The following is a 15,114-nucleotide window of genomic DNA, read 5'->3' as shown; positions in this document are numbered from 1 at the left end:
ACAGGCTCCATGACTTTGGTAACCGAATTCCAATCGGTTCAGAAATAAGCAGGTTGCTAACTATGAAATTTAATATGCTCACAATTAAACAAAAGATATTGCTTACGGTGACGCTCGCCGTGTTGTTATCCACTATTCTGGTCGGGGTGCTCAGTCAGCGCAGTGCGAAGGACATTGTAGAGCAGAGAATGCTAGGCTCTGAGATGCCAAACATGCTACAGCAGATCCGCAACAAGGTTGAACTCGATATTTCAACCTTAATGAATGCCGCCGAGCAACTTGCAAATAGCCGCATGTTAATCCAATGGTTAGAAGATGGACGACCTGCAGAAAGTGAAAGCTTAGTCACTAACCAGCTTAAAGATATCAGCCAGCAGTATGGTTTGGCACAAGCATCATTCGCAGATCGCGAAACTGCCGCCTATTATACTCAGGACGGTTTCTTGCGTGAGCTCACTCCCTCTCAAGATGGCTGGTTCTTCGATTATAAAAACAGTGGCACAGAGCGCATGCTCAATGTCTTTACCGAAGCTAATGGCGATGTGAAGCTGTTCATCAACTATCAACAACCTAATGGCCGTGGCTTAGTCGGTCTGGCGAAGTCACTCGATGATATGGTCAGGTTACTCGCCTCCTTTAAAATTGAAAAGACGGGCTTTGTCTACCTTGTCGACGCTAAAGGCCAGGTAAAATTACACCAAGATACGTCTAAAATCGGCAGTGCCGATCTCAATAGCTTCTATCAAGACAGCAACACCAATAGCCTGCTTAATCGCAGCGACTTTAGTTTATTAAAAACCGAAGTCGATGGTGAGACTATGCTTGTCGCCAGTAGTTATATCCCATCGATGGATTGGTATTTGGTTGCACAGGTACCGGAAGGTGAAGTTTTTGCCCTGCTTGAAGAATCGGCCTACAAGATCTTAATCTGGACACTGCTGATTGCCGCAGGCTTTATCGTATTGGCCACTTTTGTTGCCGGCTCAGTCAGTCGCCCCATCTCAGTCGTCGCCTCTATGTTGCAAGATATTGGTGAAGGTGAAGGTGACTTGCGTCAACGCCTCCCCGTCGAAGGGAATGATGAACTCACTCAGCTCGCAAAAGGGTTTAACAGCTTCATCAGTAAAATCCAAGCCTCTATTATTGAAGTAACCGAAACCAGTGAGCAATTAAGCCTATCGGCTAAAGATGTCGCCAATCAGGCACAGCAAACCCTATCCGATAGTCAATTACAGAAAGATCAGACCATGATGGTCGTTACCGCCATCAATGAGATGGGAGCAACGGTTAACGAAATCGCCGGTAATGCCGCTCAGGCCGCCGATACCGCAAAAAATGCCGATACAGAATCCAATACAGGTCAGGTTGTCGTCACACGTGCTCGCGATACAATCAACCAACTGTCGAATGATGTAGAACAAGTCGGAGAGGTCATTGAATCTTTAGCGACTCATACTAAGTCGATTGGCGGTATTTTAGATGTAATCCGCGCCGTATCTGAGCAGACCAACTTACTCGCGCTTAACGCCGCAATCGAAGCGGCACGAGCAGGTGAAGCGGGCCGTGGATTTGCAGTCGTTGCCGATGAAGTTCGTAACCTTGCCTCACGCACGGCAGAGTCGACCAACGAAGTACAGATCATGATCGATAAGTTGCAGTCTGAGGCCAGCAGAGCGGTCGACGCCATGACGCAGAGTCGTTCTCGCTCGATTGAAGGTGTAACAGCCGTCGATGAGGCGAGTCAGTCGCTATCGGGGATCAGTGAGCAAATTGGTCAAATTACAGACATGAACATTCAGGTGGCTGCAGCGACTGAAGAACAGTCAACCGTGGTTGAAGATATCAACCGTAATGTCACCGAGATCAGTGACATTACACAAAGAACTGCTGACACGTCTGAAGCTGTTGCTCAAGCGAGCCAATCACTCAACCAACTAGCTCATCGTTTGGACACTTTGGTGGCGGGCTTTAAGGTATAAAACAGTTTGAGTTCATGAACTTAAGTTCCTAGGTTCTAGAACCTAGGGACTTAAGAAAATTCTGTACACTTAAATGATAGAATCTTAATGGCTGGTTTTTAAGAATTTTATCGACAAGGGGTACTTGTAACATATTCCCTCACTGGCCTTCATAGCTGCAATAATCGTCAGCACGATATCGAGTACCGCCAAAAATCCAACCAGAATAAAGCCTATACCCACAAACATCAGTACAACACTAATCATCACATAGATCATCATGCTGATCTTATAGTTTAGGCAATTACGCCCACACTCATCGACAAACGGGATCTCCCGCTGCATCAGCCAAACGATCAAGGGTCCGAGTACGCTTCCAAACGGTATGATGTAACCGGCAAAACTGGCGACATGTACCACGATCCCCATGTTTTTCTCATCTTGCGTCAACGCTTGCGTTTGATCTGTCACCTTTTCCTCTCCCTGAATAAATGATTTAACCTGATTGCGGACCAAACAGACGCATCTGCCAGTCCTCAATTTTTTGAGTGTCTAATCTTCTTTGTAAGCTATTTACCCAAGAGGCAGCAAGGCCTTCACAGGAAGCCAGCCTGTCATAGGCGCGAGCATCAAACTCAGGTGCAAAATAGAGAGTCATCGCTTCCCGAACGCTGATGTCACTGCGACGCTCGATCAATGAGACGCCATTATCATGAAATATTTGACCGGGCTTAAGCACACGATAGAACCAGCCACATAGACCACTGGTCTGCATAGCATAAGCAAACTCTTTATGACCAAACTGTTTATTTAACTTGAAACATGGCGATCTGGGTTGAGTCACCTGCAGCTCAACATCTCCAATAGCGATAATATCACCGATATAGACCTGGCTCTCATCCAAACCAACAGTGCTGATGTTCTCCCCCATCGCAGGGGCATCCTTAAACTGAGCCATCATATCCCAGCGACGATATTGCCCGTAATGCTCACGGGGAAAATGATGTAACACACGATCCGGCCCGCCGTGGTGACGAGGATCGGCCTGTGCATCCCCTAATACCGTCTCAATCCTGACATCCAACTCGGTAGCAGCAATTTTTTGATCTATGCCGCTGGGAATTCCAGACTCAAGACGGGTCTCACTGCCCAGATACAGTCCAGACAGCCGATTGACGAGTACACCTTTCGACATCTAATTCTTCTCCATTATTATTAAACAAAAATAAACAAAAATTCGACCTATGATACCAATCGGAATAAGAAAGTGGTCAACTCAGAGTTATTTTTGGCTGCATAATTCAAGGCGAAAGAGTGAGGGAATGGTGATCCCTTTTGAACTCATTCAACACGGAAGTAGGCTGCCAAAAACACTCCTGAAAGGCGAGTTTTTGCACTTGTGATACGGCGTTAACGAGCTTAAACGTAGAATAACTATGTTCCTCACTCGCTGCGAGCAACATGGATGTTGCAAATGTCATTTATGCAGGAGCAATTAATGACCTTGCCTCACAAGCGCTAAATTCTCGCTGAGTGACCACACCTTTATACCGATTGGTATGACTCTGCACACTCAAACACAAAGCCGACATATCCATACAAAGTGAGTCTGTTTCTCAACTGAACCAACAAAGATAATGGTACCAATATTAAACGACCAGCTTACTTAAGGCTAGATTATGAACTTTATTCGCCGCATTGCGATCTGCACATTTGTTATTTTATCCGTTTCTGGCTGCGCCACCTCCTACGATACCCAAAAATCGTTTTGGAGTTTCGGCAAGGGCTTCGATATCACCCAGATCGCCGAAGATAGCTGGCAAATCGGCTTTGTCGGAAACACTCATACCGATCGTGCACTTGCCAGAAAATATATGCTGCGAAAAGCCGCCGAGTTAGCCGATGGCGCCAACTATCCTTACTTTGTTCTCAGCAGTGAGCAAAACAACAAAGACACGGTAGCCAGTGGTGGTGTCGGCTTTAAGGGCGATGACTGGTTATATAGTTTAGGGAATATCGAAAATGAAACCTCTGTCATCGTCGAAGTCACCGGATTAACCGAGAAAACAGAAAAAACGTCACGGGTTTACGATACACGCTACATTCTTAACAAGATTAAATTCGATAGCTAGTTTAAAGATTTGGTACCTATAGCTCAATTTACTGACAATAATTCTGTCGGATACCGACAAGGAGTGCTAAATTTGCCAAAGATATCGCAGCAGCCCCCGGAAGAGATGAACAATATAACCGCCGTACTCGTTGAAGATGATGAGAAGATCAGTGAACTGCTTTCATGTTACTTAGAGAAGCAACATATTCGGGTCACTTGCGTCAATGATGGTGCCGATGCCGTCGCCACCATCATTGATAAACAGCCTGATATTGTGATCCTCGACCTTATGCTGCCGAATGTGGATGGTTTTACGATTTGTCGTCAAATCCAACCTCAATACAGTGGCAAGCTGCTCTTTCTTACCGCCAGTGAAGACGATATGGATCAGGTCGCCGCACTCGAGATGGGCGCCGATGACTTTGTCGTCAAACCTGTGCAACCTAGGGTACTTCTCGCCAGACTACGCATGCTACTCAGGCGCAATACCGACTGTACAAAGCCAATATCTAAAGAGCTCACATTTGGTGAGCTCTATCTGGATAATCAGCGTAAACAGTGTCGCCTGGCAAAACTCGATGCCAAGCTCACCAGCAGTGAGTTCGATCTGTTGTGGTTACTCGCGACCCATGCCGACGAAGTCTTATCCCGTGACTTCTTGGTCAAGACGATTCGCGGTATCGAATACGATGGCATAGATCGCACCATAGATAACAAGATAGTGGTATTACGCAAGAAGCTCGGCGACAACCCAGCCCTTCCCAGAAAAATTATCACAGTCAGGGCTAAGGGCTATCTGTTTGTACCGGACCGTTGGTAATGGTATCAAGATCTATTAATCGTTAGGAAAACCGATGAAGCGACTGTTTCTGTTATCTTATGGAATCATCTTAATCACCTTTTTTATCGCCATGATAGCGATGGATCAGTTTGAGCTTTTCTCTACCGATGAGATTGAAGAAATTTCATTCGGCAATGACATCTCGGCAACCGCAGGTCTACTGACAAAGATCGCCGAACTCAAAGGCCAAGCCCAAGCCGAGCGTTCATTTAAAAAGTTCACGGAGAAGATGCACCTAACCTTAGAGACATATGAAACAACAAGTTCTGAAATTAGTGATGAGATAAAATCTCACCTCTCAGAGAGACATTTTTTTATCGAAGATGCCGATGAGAATATTGCCTACTTCACCTTTGGCGATAAGAAAAAAGTCTATCGGGTAGCTTCTGATATGAGCTCTCCTTTTATGCAGCAGATAAGTGATAAGGAGTGGCTTACACTAATTGAGATCTGTACGGCACTCGCTATCATCACCTTTATCGTGCTCTTCTTTCTAGCCAGAAGGTTACGTCGGTTGGAGAAAACCTATATCGCCTTCGCCGATGGCGATTTTACCGCCAGGGCATCGACCAAGATGTTCCATAACGTGGGTAAACTAAATCAAACTTTCAATATTATGGCCGACCGAATTTCACAACTTATCAGTAGTAACCGAAACCTGACTAACGCCGTTGCACACGAATTCAGAACACCCATTTTCCGCATTCAATGTAATCTGGATATGCTCGATGATTCAAAGGTGCGCCCCGACCAAATGCCTCATCTGGAAGGGATCCAATCGGATCTGAATGAACTCAACAGCATGGTCGAAGAGCTACTGCACTTCTCTAAGCTGGAACGCCTGGATACCAGCTTAGCATTGGAACCTACCGACATAGGAAGCCTGCTGGAAAAGCAGCTTAACCACCTTCAGTTTGAAACCGAGGCTAAACTCACACTGGATGTCAGAGATAACTGCATCGCCCCGGTATCAGTGAGAGCACTGCAGCGCGCACTGGGGAATGTCATCCGTAATGGCTATAAATACGCCGCTTCTGAGGTAAGAATATCGCTACAGGCAAGCCCGGAAGAACTTCACATTGCTATTGAAAATGACGGCCCTAATATTCCCGTTAAAGAGAGAGATTCAATTTTTGATCCCTTCGTTCGCCTTGATAAGTCGAGAGACAGACAAAGCGGCGGACATGGACTGGGTTTAGCGATCACTAAGCAGATCATAAAGCAGCACAAGGGTCGCATCTACATCTCTGACAGCAAGATGGGCGGAGCCTGTTTCAATATCAAGCTGCCATTATAACCCTCACCCGAAGGCTATAAACATGTACAAGCCTCCTCCATCACTCTGTTAATGAGTCGCCATTAAAGCCTACTTGCACCGTACCTTTTCTCTAGAGAATGGATTCGGCCTATGTCTGGGATAGGCATACAAACTCATACATACTCATTCTGGTTTAGCTTTTATATCCTCAGCATAATGAACTTTCAATGCAGGAGGCCATATGAAATCTGTTATTCTCACCACAATGCTAATCGCCGCAACGCTTAGCAACAAGGAGGCACAAGCTCCTCTGATAGCGCCGCACCTGATTGCGCCGGATGATATAGGTAACAGCCTCGAAGAGTATCATCATAGGCGGCAAGCTTTAGCTCTCAATTTCAAGAACCATAGCCACCCGATTCACCTCATAGATATCACTCACACGGCGCTCATTGTGAGCTACGAAAATGGAATCGTAGTGATGGGGTTCAATCATGCTAAGGGACAGCCGACGAGCCAATTGAGTGTGTATGAAGGCCAATTTGATTTTAGCCCGTTTGATTCAAGCCCGTTTGGTTCCCAGAAATTTGATATCACATCCTTAAACAAGGCCGACAATATATATGCCTCCACCGATGTCTCCATTGCTCAAGATAAAAATAATCAGATCTTTATCAGTAAACTAAAAGAGCGGAATGGCTCAGAATCTTTCACGGCAAGAGTCGTTTTCAACAAGACCCTTATAGCTGGGCCTCAACGTCATTCAAATATTGAATCGGCAGCCTGCAATTAAGGCAGGGAATAACCCCCACTCAATGGGATAGAACCACCTGATCACGCCCCAACTCTTTTGCCTGGTAAAGAGCAACATCGGCACGATTTATCAGCTCATTGGGTTTCTCGGTGTGATTATATTCCGCAACGCCAGAGCTCACTGTCACACAAATCTCATGCTCATTGACCCTGATCTTTCGCTTGGCAATCTTTCCCCGGATCCGCTCCGCGACGTCGACGGCGTGACTTAACTCCAGGTTGGGTAGCAATAGCAGAAACTCCTCCCCTCCCCAGCGACAAACCACATCCTTCTCTCTTAGCTGGTTTTTCAATACGCTGCTCACCGTTTTAATCACCAAGTCACCTATGTTGTGGCCATAAGTGTCATTCACCCTCTTAAAGAGATCGATATCGAGCAATATAATTGAAACCGGAGACTCGCTCTCATCGGCCTCGGCCATCGCCTTTGCAAAATACTCTTCGAATATTTGCCGATTGGCAACACCCGTCAGTTTATCTGTCGAAGCCATAAACTCCAGTTTTCTCTGGTAACGCCCCAAGGTTAAGTTTGCGACCATTAAAATACCGATAGTCACAATAAAGCTGATGGCAAGATTCGCCCAAAAGGTGGTTAATAATTTCTTCTCACTATCGACCTCCTCCTGTTCAACCATCAGGTACCATTTAAACTCAGGGACGAAACGGCTATTGAGATAGACCGTTTTACCACCCCTCATATAGGTCAGGGACGCACTCGGACTGGTCAGAATTCGTGTCGCTAACTTATCCACCCCCTCTGTATCCTGTATTGTCTTCCCCCCGGAAAATGCCTCACCATGAAGGGTTATACGCCCCTCTCGATCAACAAAATAGACATGCCTGTTGTACCGTTTCTCGTATCGCTCAATCAAGGTTCTCACTCTCTCTACCGCAAGACCTACCCCGGTAATACCAATAAATCCGCCTTCAAAATCAAAGACCTTATAATTCACATACACGACAGTCTGCTTGGCGTCGGTGGAACCTGGACCTATATTAATTTCGTAAAGTTCTGAGCTGGCGAGTGACCGAACCCGAAAATACCATGCATCTTCAGGATCAATGTCTTTGATCTGTTTCAGAATGCCTGAAGAGTGATAGTAATTTCTGGTTTTTTCAGATACGAAAAAACTGGTCACGGTATCGTACTTGTCTTGAATTTCTCTAAGGTAATGGATCAGCTTCTCGGGACCTTGCTCTTTATTAATCGCCCAATCACGAACAAAAGTATCTTGTGCCATCAGTGAAGAGATGAATATGGGTTGCAACAGGTCTTGTTGAATTTCCGAATAGATATTGTCACTGGTCAGGGGTAAGGTATTTTCTTCAATTTGCGCACTCAGGGAACTATGCGCAACCTGATAACTGATCCCGCTGGTCGCGATGAAAGCACCAAAGAGCAGAACGGAAAGGATCCAGACGAATTTTCTCTTATCATTCCAAATTGTCTTACCCATCTACAATTATCCTATTGCTTACCTTCCACATGGCATGTCCCCCACTAAATACCGAATCTATGGCATTGAATTTAAGCATAGTCGTAAATGAGTCAGGACATGAAACGATAAGTTAATCGGATAAAAAAATGCCCCGTTTGAGGAACGGGGCAAACAGATGAAAAACAGCTAAAAACTATGAAAGGAGACCATTAGGGGAATCCATATCGCAAACAATAAAGGGCGGATGTCACAGGCAAATGACCGGGAAATGATAAATTTATGACAGGCGCCCTTCTCTGCTAAGCAAAGTTATAGCATTAAGCCGATAGCCTGAGCTCACCCATTCAGGTACTGTTTCAGTGCGGCTCCGGGAATAGAGCTCGGCGTCGCAACGGCAAATGCGGCCCAGATCGCGCCCTCATTCATCGAATCGATAATTGTTAGACCTGTCACTAACCCATGGATAAGTCCGGAAGCGTAGGCATCCCCCGCCCCGGTTGTATCGACTACGTCAGATGTCACCGCCTGGACGGTTTGGCATCCGTCCTGAGTATACAAATACGCGCCATCGGCCCCATCGGTCACGATAAAGTATTTTAGCGACTCACCGGCAATACTCTTGCCATACTCCCAATTAGAAAGTTCACTTCGTCCCTGCATATCGGTTTTAGAAGCGATCAAAATATGGCAGGGTCTGAGACGCTCATCCTTAGCAAGTTGTGCCAGTACTAAACAATGATTCAACGCCGTTTTAGCCCAACTCACCGAGCCTTCTGCCGATGAATTAAAATATGCGGCATCCCATTGATCCCAGACAGGAGGAGCCGGCAGCTCAAAGACAGGCCTTTGTGGACGAATAATGGTTCGCTCGCCATCGGGAGTCATCACCAACAACATCTCACAGCTGCTCTCCTCATGGCGCTGAATAAGGTGACAATCGATCCCCTGAGTGCTTGCTTCGGCAAGCAACCAATCACCAATCTTATCGCGACCGACCTGGCTTACTAATGCAACCCTATGTTTTGCCCACACCAGTCCCAGCCCGGTATTGGCTCCACCGCCACCCAACCTTTGTCCTCCATCTTGATAGTGAAATCGCCCACCCGTCTGCAGAGGTTTATCGAGCTCTAGGATTCGATCACAATTCAAGTTAGCAACCAGAAGGATATTAGCCATTGAGGCTCCAGAAAATAGGTATCATCTAATGATGGTAAAGGAATACAAGCTAGACGCATATTCCCAAATAGTAGAAAAGAGCGTTAGCTCACTAGCCTTCAAACCCCGTTCTCCACTCGGAGGCTAGCATGGCATACTGAAACTCGCTGCCCCAAGCCCCTTTAAAGAAAATATTTTCGATGAAATGCGCCTCTCGACGAAGCCCTACCCGCTCGAGCAATAACCACGAAGGAACATTGTCACAGTCTGTAGTTGCAATAACCCGATGGGGTTTTAATTCGCTGAACAGATAAGCCAACAGCCCTAAAACAGCCTCAGATGCATAGCCTTGCCCCTGAAAATTCGGGGCAAAGGTGAAGCCAATCTCAATCTGCTCTCCATCGATAAAATGGACGGCAAGATCCCCCAGCATCTGTTGAGAATCTTTATCTCCTTTAGTCACAATCGCCAATTGAAACCAGTGACCCACAGTAGCGAAGGGCACTTTCTTCATATTGTCATATAGAGTCAACGCATCCTGATAACTGTACTCACTCCAGCTCTGATAACGCGCGACCTCTGGTAGGGCACGATACTCGGCAAATGCCTCAAGATCGGCAGACTCGAACTCTCTGCAAATAATGCGTTCAGTCTGGAACAGTGGTTTCATTTACAACTCCAAAACGTATATCAAGCTTCCAAACTACCTGAAAAGAAAATTTTAGCAACAAGACCTTACGAAGCCTTCCAGCCATTAGTAGGTGAGGTTAACCCGTCTTTTTGTAAGAGATCTCTCAATACCCTGCCAGATATGGCCAACGAAATATGATTAACGAAGAGAAGAGAAAACGAGCAGGCAGCTAATTTTCAAACACTTAATGAAAATTGATATTGGCTCAACTCATTCAATCCGTTTCCACTACCTCCTAATCTTCAATTTAAATGGCTAATATAGAGTTTCACAACGGATGTAGGATTGTTGAATGGACTCAATAATTAATTTGGAAGAATATTTTGAGCTTGCAGGCTCTCCTGAGAGCAAACTCAAGCGCTATCAAGCCTGTCTGCAGGAGTTTGATCGCCTCAACTACGATGACCCCTTCATCAGGCAGATACGCAACGAAGTCGTTAGCCTAGAAAAGTGGCTCAAGCTCTCCGGTAAGCAGGCAACTTGGTACGCACGATCGGAGTAGGTAAGCTGAATCCAGCAGCTTGATTGATCGCTTCCCAAAAGGCCACTACCAAGACTGACGAAAATAATCGACAAAAGTCCGAATTTTAACAGGAAGATAAGAGAGCTTTTGATAATAGCCCCACATCGAGAAATGCTGGCTCGTGGCCTGACTCAAGATCGGTATTAAGCGCCCACTATCCAGCTCCCTCTGCACTATCATCTGCGGAATATAAACGATACCTATCCCCTGCACGCCAGCTTCGACAATCACCTCAGTATTATCACTCACTAAGGTGCCATTAACTTCTACGCTTTCACCACTTGAGAACTGCCAAACAGAAGATTTGCTCTCTTTACCGTAACAGAGACATGTATGCCCCTGCAGTTGCTCCAAGGTCTCAGGCATCCCATTGCGAGCAACATACTCAGGTGAGGCAAACAGGCTATTATGGTAATCACAAAGCGCTACACCAACGAACGTCCCCGAATCAAAGTTATCAATATGTCTTGCCAGAGAGATATCAGCACTTCGCAGAGGGAGGCTGTCGTAATCAACCGACTGCAATACCAGCTTGATATCGGGATATCTGGCATTAAATCCTGGTAACATGGGCATCAATACTCGACTCAGGACAGGTGCAGGCGCGGCAACTGTAAGGCTACCGCTAGGTGACTCTCCCAAGGAGACGGTCTCATCCATCAAAGCTTGCCACTGACTACCTATGTGTCGCACCTCTCGATAGAAGTGCTCTCCGGCTTCCGTTACTGCCAAGCTACGCGTAGAACGCTTAAGCAGCTGAACTCCCAGACTCGCCTCCAATTCTGCCAGCCGTTTGCTCACTGCCGATGGGCTGATATTCAGAGCCTTAGCCACCGCCACCATTGACCCCATATCAACCACGAGCTTGAACATCTGTGCCTTCTCAAATGGCCCCACATTATTTCCTTTTAAGAAATTAATAATTAATTAAACGGTAGATTATCTTCCTCACAATAACAATTAGACTCTCCGCAACACAATATCAATTCATACAAAAACGGATAAATAAGGGAAGTAGCTGATGTACACGATAGAAACCGTAAGCTGGACAGCGAAGGCCGGTATAGAGCAACGACAAATGGTTAATGCAGTAGCACAGATGGTATCCGACTTAGAAAAAGTCCCTGGTTTCAGGTACCAATCTCTCTCATTAAAAGAGACCACAGAAATAAACACTGAAGAGTCTGGAGCTCCTAGCCAATGGTTACAACTCTATTACTGGGATAGCGTCGAGGCCGCCCACAACTCCAACGCTCTAATGGCACCAACGGCTTCACTCACCCACCTAATCAGCTTAATAGAGCCCAACACCGTTGCCATAGATGTTTTCCCCCCCCAACAACAATCATCAAAACTCACGCTAAGCAGTTGAATTAAGTTAACTAAACCTCACCACCTCGACGGCAGTAGTCACCGCAGAACTCTTAGTGGGGCTTAAATAGAGAAATGACTATTGCTTGTGTCCTGATAAAGCATCGTTAGCTAACAATACTGAAGACAAAAAAAAGGTTGAAGCAAAGCTTCAACCTTTTAGTTCAGAGTATACAGACTACATGTCACAAGGCTTCAGCGGCTTACGCAGTTGAGCGCGCACATTATCCATACCTGAGTAGAACTCTTTCATCATCAACAGGCCCATCATCTTACCGTTATCGGTGACGATGAGATTATCCGGATCGGTCGGGTCGTTCTTAATTGCGCCAATCACCTTCATCGAGGTCATCTCTTTAAACAGCGCCGTGTCTAAGTTTACCCCGAAGGTCTCACGGAAATACTTACGGGAGAGGCGACCGGAGAACATGCCCAGCAGGAAGCGATACTGCATCACATCTTTCTTACTGTAGTTCTTCTGTTGCTCTACGCCCATGCGGCCCGCTGCGATATTCTCCTGGTACTTTCGTAGTGAGAAATTGTTCACATATAGGGTGTCATCCAGGAAACTGAATGACCCAGAGCCAACACCTAAGTACTCATCATAATCGATGACATACTCATCGAACCCTTCGTTGTTAGTCTTACCAAACGCCCAGGCTGAAAGCTGGTTGTATTGCCCATTCAGACTATTGAGGATCTGACGATACTGGCGTGCCATATCACCTTGAGGAGCTGCCAGTTTACCCTTCACACTCTTACGGGTCTGGTGGGTGATCATCAGAGGATAGGTCGTGATCTGACGTGGATCGAGTTTCGCTGCCATATCCAGATCATATTGAATCACTTCATCGGTTTGTCCGCGGAAACCAAAGATCAGATCCACGTTAATGATCGGAAACAGCTCCTTCGCCGCCATAATCTTATCGAAGGTCTGCTGACCCGAGCCAAACTTCTCGATACGGCCGGTCATCGCCAAGATATCATCATTGAAGCTTTGAACACCGATAGACATACGGTCTACGAGACCTTCGAGCTGTTTAAAGCCTGGGCTATCCAGATGCTGAGGGTCCGACTCACAGGAGACCTCTTTAATGCTCGGGAATAGCGTCTTGGCATGTTCAATAGTGCGGGCAAGCTCATCTTCCAGTACAGTCGTGGTGCCACCGCCAATGTACATAGACTCGAAGTCATAGCCTAGCGCCTTAACCATATCCATCTCTTTTCTGAGGGAGACGAAATAGGCTCGCGCCTTATCTTCTTTGAAGATAAAACGATGGAAGGTACAAAACGAGCAGAGCGTATGACAGAAAGGAATATGTGCATAGAGCATATACTTCTTGCCTTCAACCGGCGCAGGCATCATGTCGGCAGACTGAGTATCCAGTCGTAGATTCTTATCCACATAGAACTGCATCACTCGCTCCATAGAGCTAAGCATCCAGTTGGGCACAGTGATATCAGCCTCATAAGGTTTAATGATTTCACTGCTAGCCGTTTGAATAATTGAAGACATAAAGATTCCTACCTGAGCCATCTATGAGTAGCGTCAGAAAATTGAAGAAAAACACTCTAAATTTACGAATGATACCCGGTAAATAAAAAAACCACTTTGAGGTATAAAAGTATCATTTGAGAAGGTTCCAAAACGTGAACTGGTTATAAGTTACTGTCACCTAACAAGGAAATCTAGAGGTTTTTGTTAAGCAAGTCATGTTTTAGCGATTAACACAACTGAGTGACTGAAAACTGCTCTTGCGTAAAGCATTCAAATCTTCTTATAAAACATTCGCACTAAAGCCGCTCCTATCTGAAGGATGTCCAACTCCAACCTCAAGCCTTTATAAAAACAAAAACACCCCGCTAGTTACCCAACGAGGTGTTTTAATAAAATCGATTCTAGTTTCTAGAACCTAGGTACTAATCTTTATACTTAAGCGTACCCTTCTCTTTGATCTCATCGAACCAAAGGTTGTGGTGTTGGCTTGCCCAAGTCTCATCACAGTATCCAGAAACCATACACTCCATACCACCTTCTGACATAACCGTTGCCATAAAGATATGGACGATTGAGAAAGCAGTAATGATGATGGCACTGACAGAGTGAAGCACGAGTGCAATCAGGCTCAGTGTACGGCTAGGCTCGAACAAGTTCGGGAATAGCAGCAACATGCCAGACGCTGAGATAACCAGGCCAAAGACAGCAAAGGCCCAGAACCAGAGTTTTTCACCCGCGTTAGCAAAACCGGCATCCGGGTGCTTACCTTTGAATGGACCGAAGTTGATGTAACCACCCACCACCATCATCCACTTAAGGTCATACATCTTAGGCAACTGGTTTTTAGCCCACAAGGTGACCATCAACGCCCAACCCAACATGAATGGGATAGCCATGAAGTCATGCACTTGCTTAGCCGCGTAGACAAAGCCTGCCCACAAACCTTCGCCGATGTACGGCTGGAAGAAGAATCGTCCTGCCAACAGAGTAAGACCCGTCAGAATCAATAACAGGCAAGGAATAGCACCTAACCAGTGAATCGATACATCAAACTTAGACCAGCGATACACCAACTTGCCTGAGAAACCACCGTGAAGTTTAGAAATACCATTCACTTTGATAAACAGGACGAAGATGATGATCATACCAAATAGCGCAGCCATTAATGCTGGAGCTAACAGATCACTACGAAGCTCTAAAACTCGTAGATCATAGGTATTGATCGGCTGATTGTGAAACTCACCATGAGAGGTAGTAACACCTGTGGCACCCGCTTTTAACTGAGACCAAATCTGACCATCAGTAGCAACAGGCTGCTCAGCTCCCTGTGAGGAGCCAGCTTGAGCTAGGCCAATAGCACTAAACATCAGCACTAAAGTTAAGCCAATCTGTTTGAACCAATTGTTCATATTACATCCTTATCTTCCACACCATGTCGCCATGGCGTGGATTTT

General features: G+C 45.9%; 15 protein-coding genes. 7 read left to right on the top strand and 8 right to left on the bottom strand.

All coding sequences use genetic code 11. From position 1 onward, the window contains the following. The first annotated feature begins 62 nt into the window (after positions 1 to 62). On the top strand, positions 63 to 1,979 hold the full coding sequence (locus EKG38_RS19275) for a methyl-accepting chemotaxis protein (RefSeq protein WP_126522102.1): 1,917 nt from the start codon (positions 63 to 65) through the stop codon (positions 1,977 to 1,979). An 84-nt stretch (positions 1,980 to 2,063) separates the two neighbouring features. Here the strand turns inward: EKG38_RS19275 and EKG38_RS19270 are convergent, their stop codons facing one another. Beyond that, on the bottom strand, positions 2,064 to 2,387 hold the full coding sequence (locus EKG38_RS19270) for a DUF4870 domain-containing protein (RefSeq protein WP_126522227.1): 324 nt from the start codon (positions 2,385 to 2,387) through the stop codon (positions 2,064 to 2,066). 67 nt (positions 2,388 to 2,454) lie between these two features. Next, the gene (locus tag EKG38_RS19265; protein ID WP_126522100.1) at positions 2,455 to 3,153 is read right to left on the bottom strand and encodes an MOSC domain-containing protein; all 699 of its coding nucleotides are present in this window, start codon (positions 3,151 to 3,153) and stop codon (positions 2,455 to 2,457) included. Between the two features lie 484 nt (positions 3,154 to 3,637). On the opposite strand from EKG38_RS19265, the gene EKG38_RS19255 reads away from it, so the two are divergent. From EKG38_RS19255 to EKG38_RS19240, 4 genes are all read left to right on the top strand, one after another. Then, positions 3,638 to 4,090 (top strand): CC0125/CC1285 family lipoprotein, encoded by a 453-nt coding sequence (locus tag EKG38_RS19255; RefSeq protein WP_012144736.1) that lies wholly within the window; start codon positions 3,638 to 3,640, stop codon positions 4,088 to 4,090. A 72-nt stretch (positions 4,091 to 4,162) separates the two neighbouring features. After that, entirely contained in the window at positions 4,163 to 4,891 is a 729-nt protein-coding gene (locus EKG38_RS19250) for a response regulator (RefSeq protein ID WP_281277010.1), read from the top strand. Positions 4,892 to 4,925: 34 nt separating this feature from the next. Beyond that, positions 4,926 to 6,209: an ATP-binding protein gene (locus EKG38_RS19245; RefSeq protein WP_126522098.1), complete on the top strand. Its 1,284-nt coding sequence runs from the start codon at positions 4,926 to 4,928 to the stop codon at positions 6,207 to 6,209. Positions 6,210 to 6,411: 202 nt separating this feature from the next. Beyond that, a complete protein-coding gene (locus tag EKG38_RS19240; protein ID WP_126522096.1) occupies positions 6,412 to 6,963 on the top strand; it encodes a hypothetical protein in 552 nt (183 codons plus the stop codon). Positions 6,964 to 6,982: 19 nt separating this feature from the next. On the opposite strand, the gene EKG38_RS19235 is transcribed toward EKG38_RS19240, so the two are convergent. From EKG38_RS19235 to EKG38_RS19225, 3 genes are all read right to left on the bottom strand, one after another. Further along, positions 6,983 to 8,440: a sensor domain-containing diguanylate cyclase gene (locus EKG38_RS19235; RefSeq protein ID WP_126522094.1), complete on the bottom strand. Its 1,458-nt coding sequence runs from the start codon at positions 8,438 to 8,440 to the stop codon at positions 6,983 to 6,985. Positions 8,441 to 8,758: 318 nt separating this feature from the next. Next, positions 8,759 to 9,598 carry a PfkB family carbohydrate kinase gene (locus EKG38_RS19230; protein ID WP_126522091.1) on the bottom strand — a complete coding sequence of 280 codons (840 nt, stop codon included), beginning with the start codon at positions 9,596 to 9,598 and terminating at the stop codon, positions 8,759 to 8,761. Between the two features lie 91 nt (positions 9,599 to 9,689). After that, positions 9,690 to 10,247 (bottom strand): GNAT family N-acetyltransferase, encoded by a 558-nt coding sequence (locus tag EKG38_RS19225; RefSeq protein ID WP_126522089.1) that lies wholly within the window; start codon positions 10,245 to 10,247, stop codon positions 9,690 to 9,692. A gap of 313 nt (positions 10,248 to 10,560) precedes the next feature. On the opposite strand from EKG38_RS19225, the gene EKG38_RS19220 reads away from it, so the two are divergent. Beyond that, the gene (locus EKG38_RS19220) at positions 10,561 to 10,770 is read left to right on the top strand and encodes a hypothetical protein (RefSeq protein ID WP_126522087.1); all 210 of its coding nucleotides are present in this window, start codon (positions 10,561 to 10,563) and stop codon (positions 10,768 to 10,770) included. A gap of 45 nt (positions 10,771 to 10,815) precedes the next feature. Here the strand turns inward: EKG38_RS19220 and EKG38_RS19215 are convergent, their stop codons facing one another. Then, complete coding sequence (locus tag EKG38_RS19215) at positions 10,816 to 11,688, bottom strand: LysR family transcriptional regulator (protein WP_126522085.1); 873 nt, start codon at positions 11,686 to 11,688, stop codon at positions 10,816 to 10,818. Between the two features lie 124 nt (positions 11,689 to 11,812). Between EKG38_RS19215 and EKG38_RS19210 the strand changes: the two genes are divergently transcribed. Continuing rightward, a complete protein-coding gene (locus EKG38_RS19210) occupies positions 11,813 to 12,163 on the top strand; it encodes a hypothetical protein (protein WP_246033222.1) in 351 nt (116 codons plus the stop codon). A gap of 177 nt (positions 12,164 to 12,340) precedes the next feature. On the opposite strand, the gene EKG38_RS19205 is transcribed toward EKG38_RS19210, so the two are convergent. Together EKG38_RS19205 and EKG38_RS19200 are read right to left on the bottom strand one after the other, a co-directional pair. Further along, the gene (locus tag EKG38_RS19205; RefSeq protein WP_126522084.1) at positions 12,341 to 13,678 is read right to left on the bottom strand and encodes a coproporphyrinogen III oxidase family protein; all 1,338 of its coding nucleotides are present in this window, start codon (positions 13,676 to 13,678) and stop codon (positions 12,341 to 12,343) included. A gap of 404 nt (positions 13,679 to 14,082) precedes the next feature. After that, entirely contained in the window at positions 14,083 to 15,069 is a 987-nt protein-coding gene (locus tag EKG38_RS19200) for a formate dehydrogenase subunit gamma (protein ID WP_126522082.1), read from the bottom strand. Positions 15,070 to 15,114: the final 45 nt, after the last annotated feature.

It is taken from the genome of Shewanella canadensis (assembly GCF_003966225.1).
GTDB lineage: Bacteria > Pseudomonadota > Gammaproteobacteria > Enterobacterales > Shewanellaceae > Shewanella > Shewanella canadensis.
The sequence above is the reverse complement of the archived record's forward strand: the minus strand, read 5'-3'. Positions and strand labels throughout refer to the sequence as shown.

Coding starts and splice junctions, on each gene's coding strand:
- EKG38_RS19225 (WP_126522089.1), bottom strand. CDS start 10,247: ATGAAACCACTGTTCCAGACTGAACGCATTATTTGCAGAGAGTTCGAG.
- EKG38_RS19240 (WP_126522096.1), top strand. CDS start 6,412: ATGAAATCTGTTATTCTCACCACAATGCTAATCGCCGCAACGCTTAGC.
- EKG38_RS19230 (WP_126522091.1), bottom strand. CDS start 9,598: ATGGCTAATATCCTTCTGGTTGCTAACTTGAATTGTGATCGAATCCTA.
- EKG38_RS19245 (WP_126522098.1), top strand. CDS start 4,926: ATGAAGCGACTGTTTCTGTTATCTTATGGAATCATCTTAATCACCTTT.
- EKG38_RS19200 (WP_126522082.1), bottom strand. CDS start 15,069: ATGAACAATTGGTTCAAACAGATTGGCTTAACTTTAGTGCTGATGTTT.
- EKG38_RS19220 (WP_126522087.1), top strand. CDS start 10,561: ATGGACTCAATAATTAATTTGGAAGAATATTTTGAGCTTGCAGGCTCT.
- EKG38_RS19235 (WP_126522094.1), bottom strand. CDS start 8,440: ATGGGTAAGACAATTTGGAATGATAAGAGAAAATTCGTCTGGATCCTT.
- EKG38_RS19265 (WP_126522100.1), bottom strand. CDS start 3,153: ATGTCGAAAGGTGTACTCGTCAATCGGCTGTCTGGACTGTATCTGGGC.
- EKG38_RS19275 (WP_126522102.1), top strand. CDS start 63: ATGAAATTTAATATGCTCACAATTAAACAAAAGATATTGCTTACGGTG.
- EKG38_RS19255 (WP_012144736.1), top strand. CDS start 3,638: ATGAACTTTATTCGCCGCATTGCGATCTGCACATTTGTTATTTTATCC.
- EKG38_RS19210 (WP_246033222.1), top strand. CDS start 11,813: ATGTACACGATAGAAACCGTAAGCTGGACAGCGAAGGCCGGTATAGAG.
- EKG38_RS19205 (WP_126522084.1), bottom strand. CDS start 13,678: ATGTCTTCAATTATTCAAACGGCTAGCAGTGAAATCATTAAACCTTAT.
- EKG38_RS19270 (WP_126522227.1), bottom strand. CDS start 2,387: ATGGGGATCGTGGTACATGTCGCCAGTTTTGCCGGTTACATCATACCG.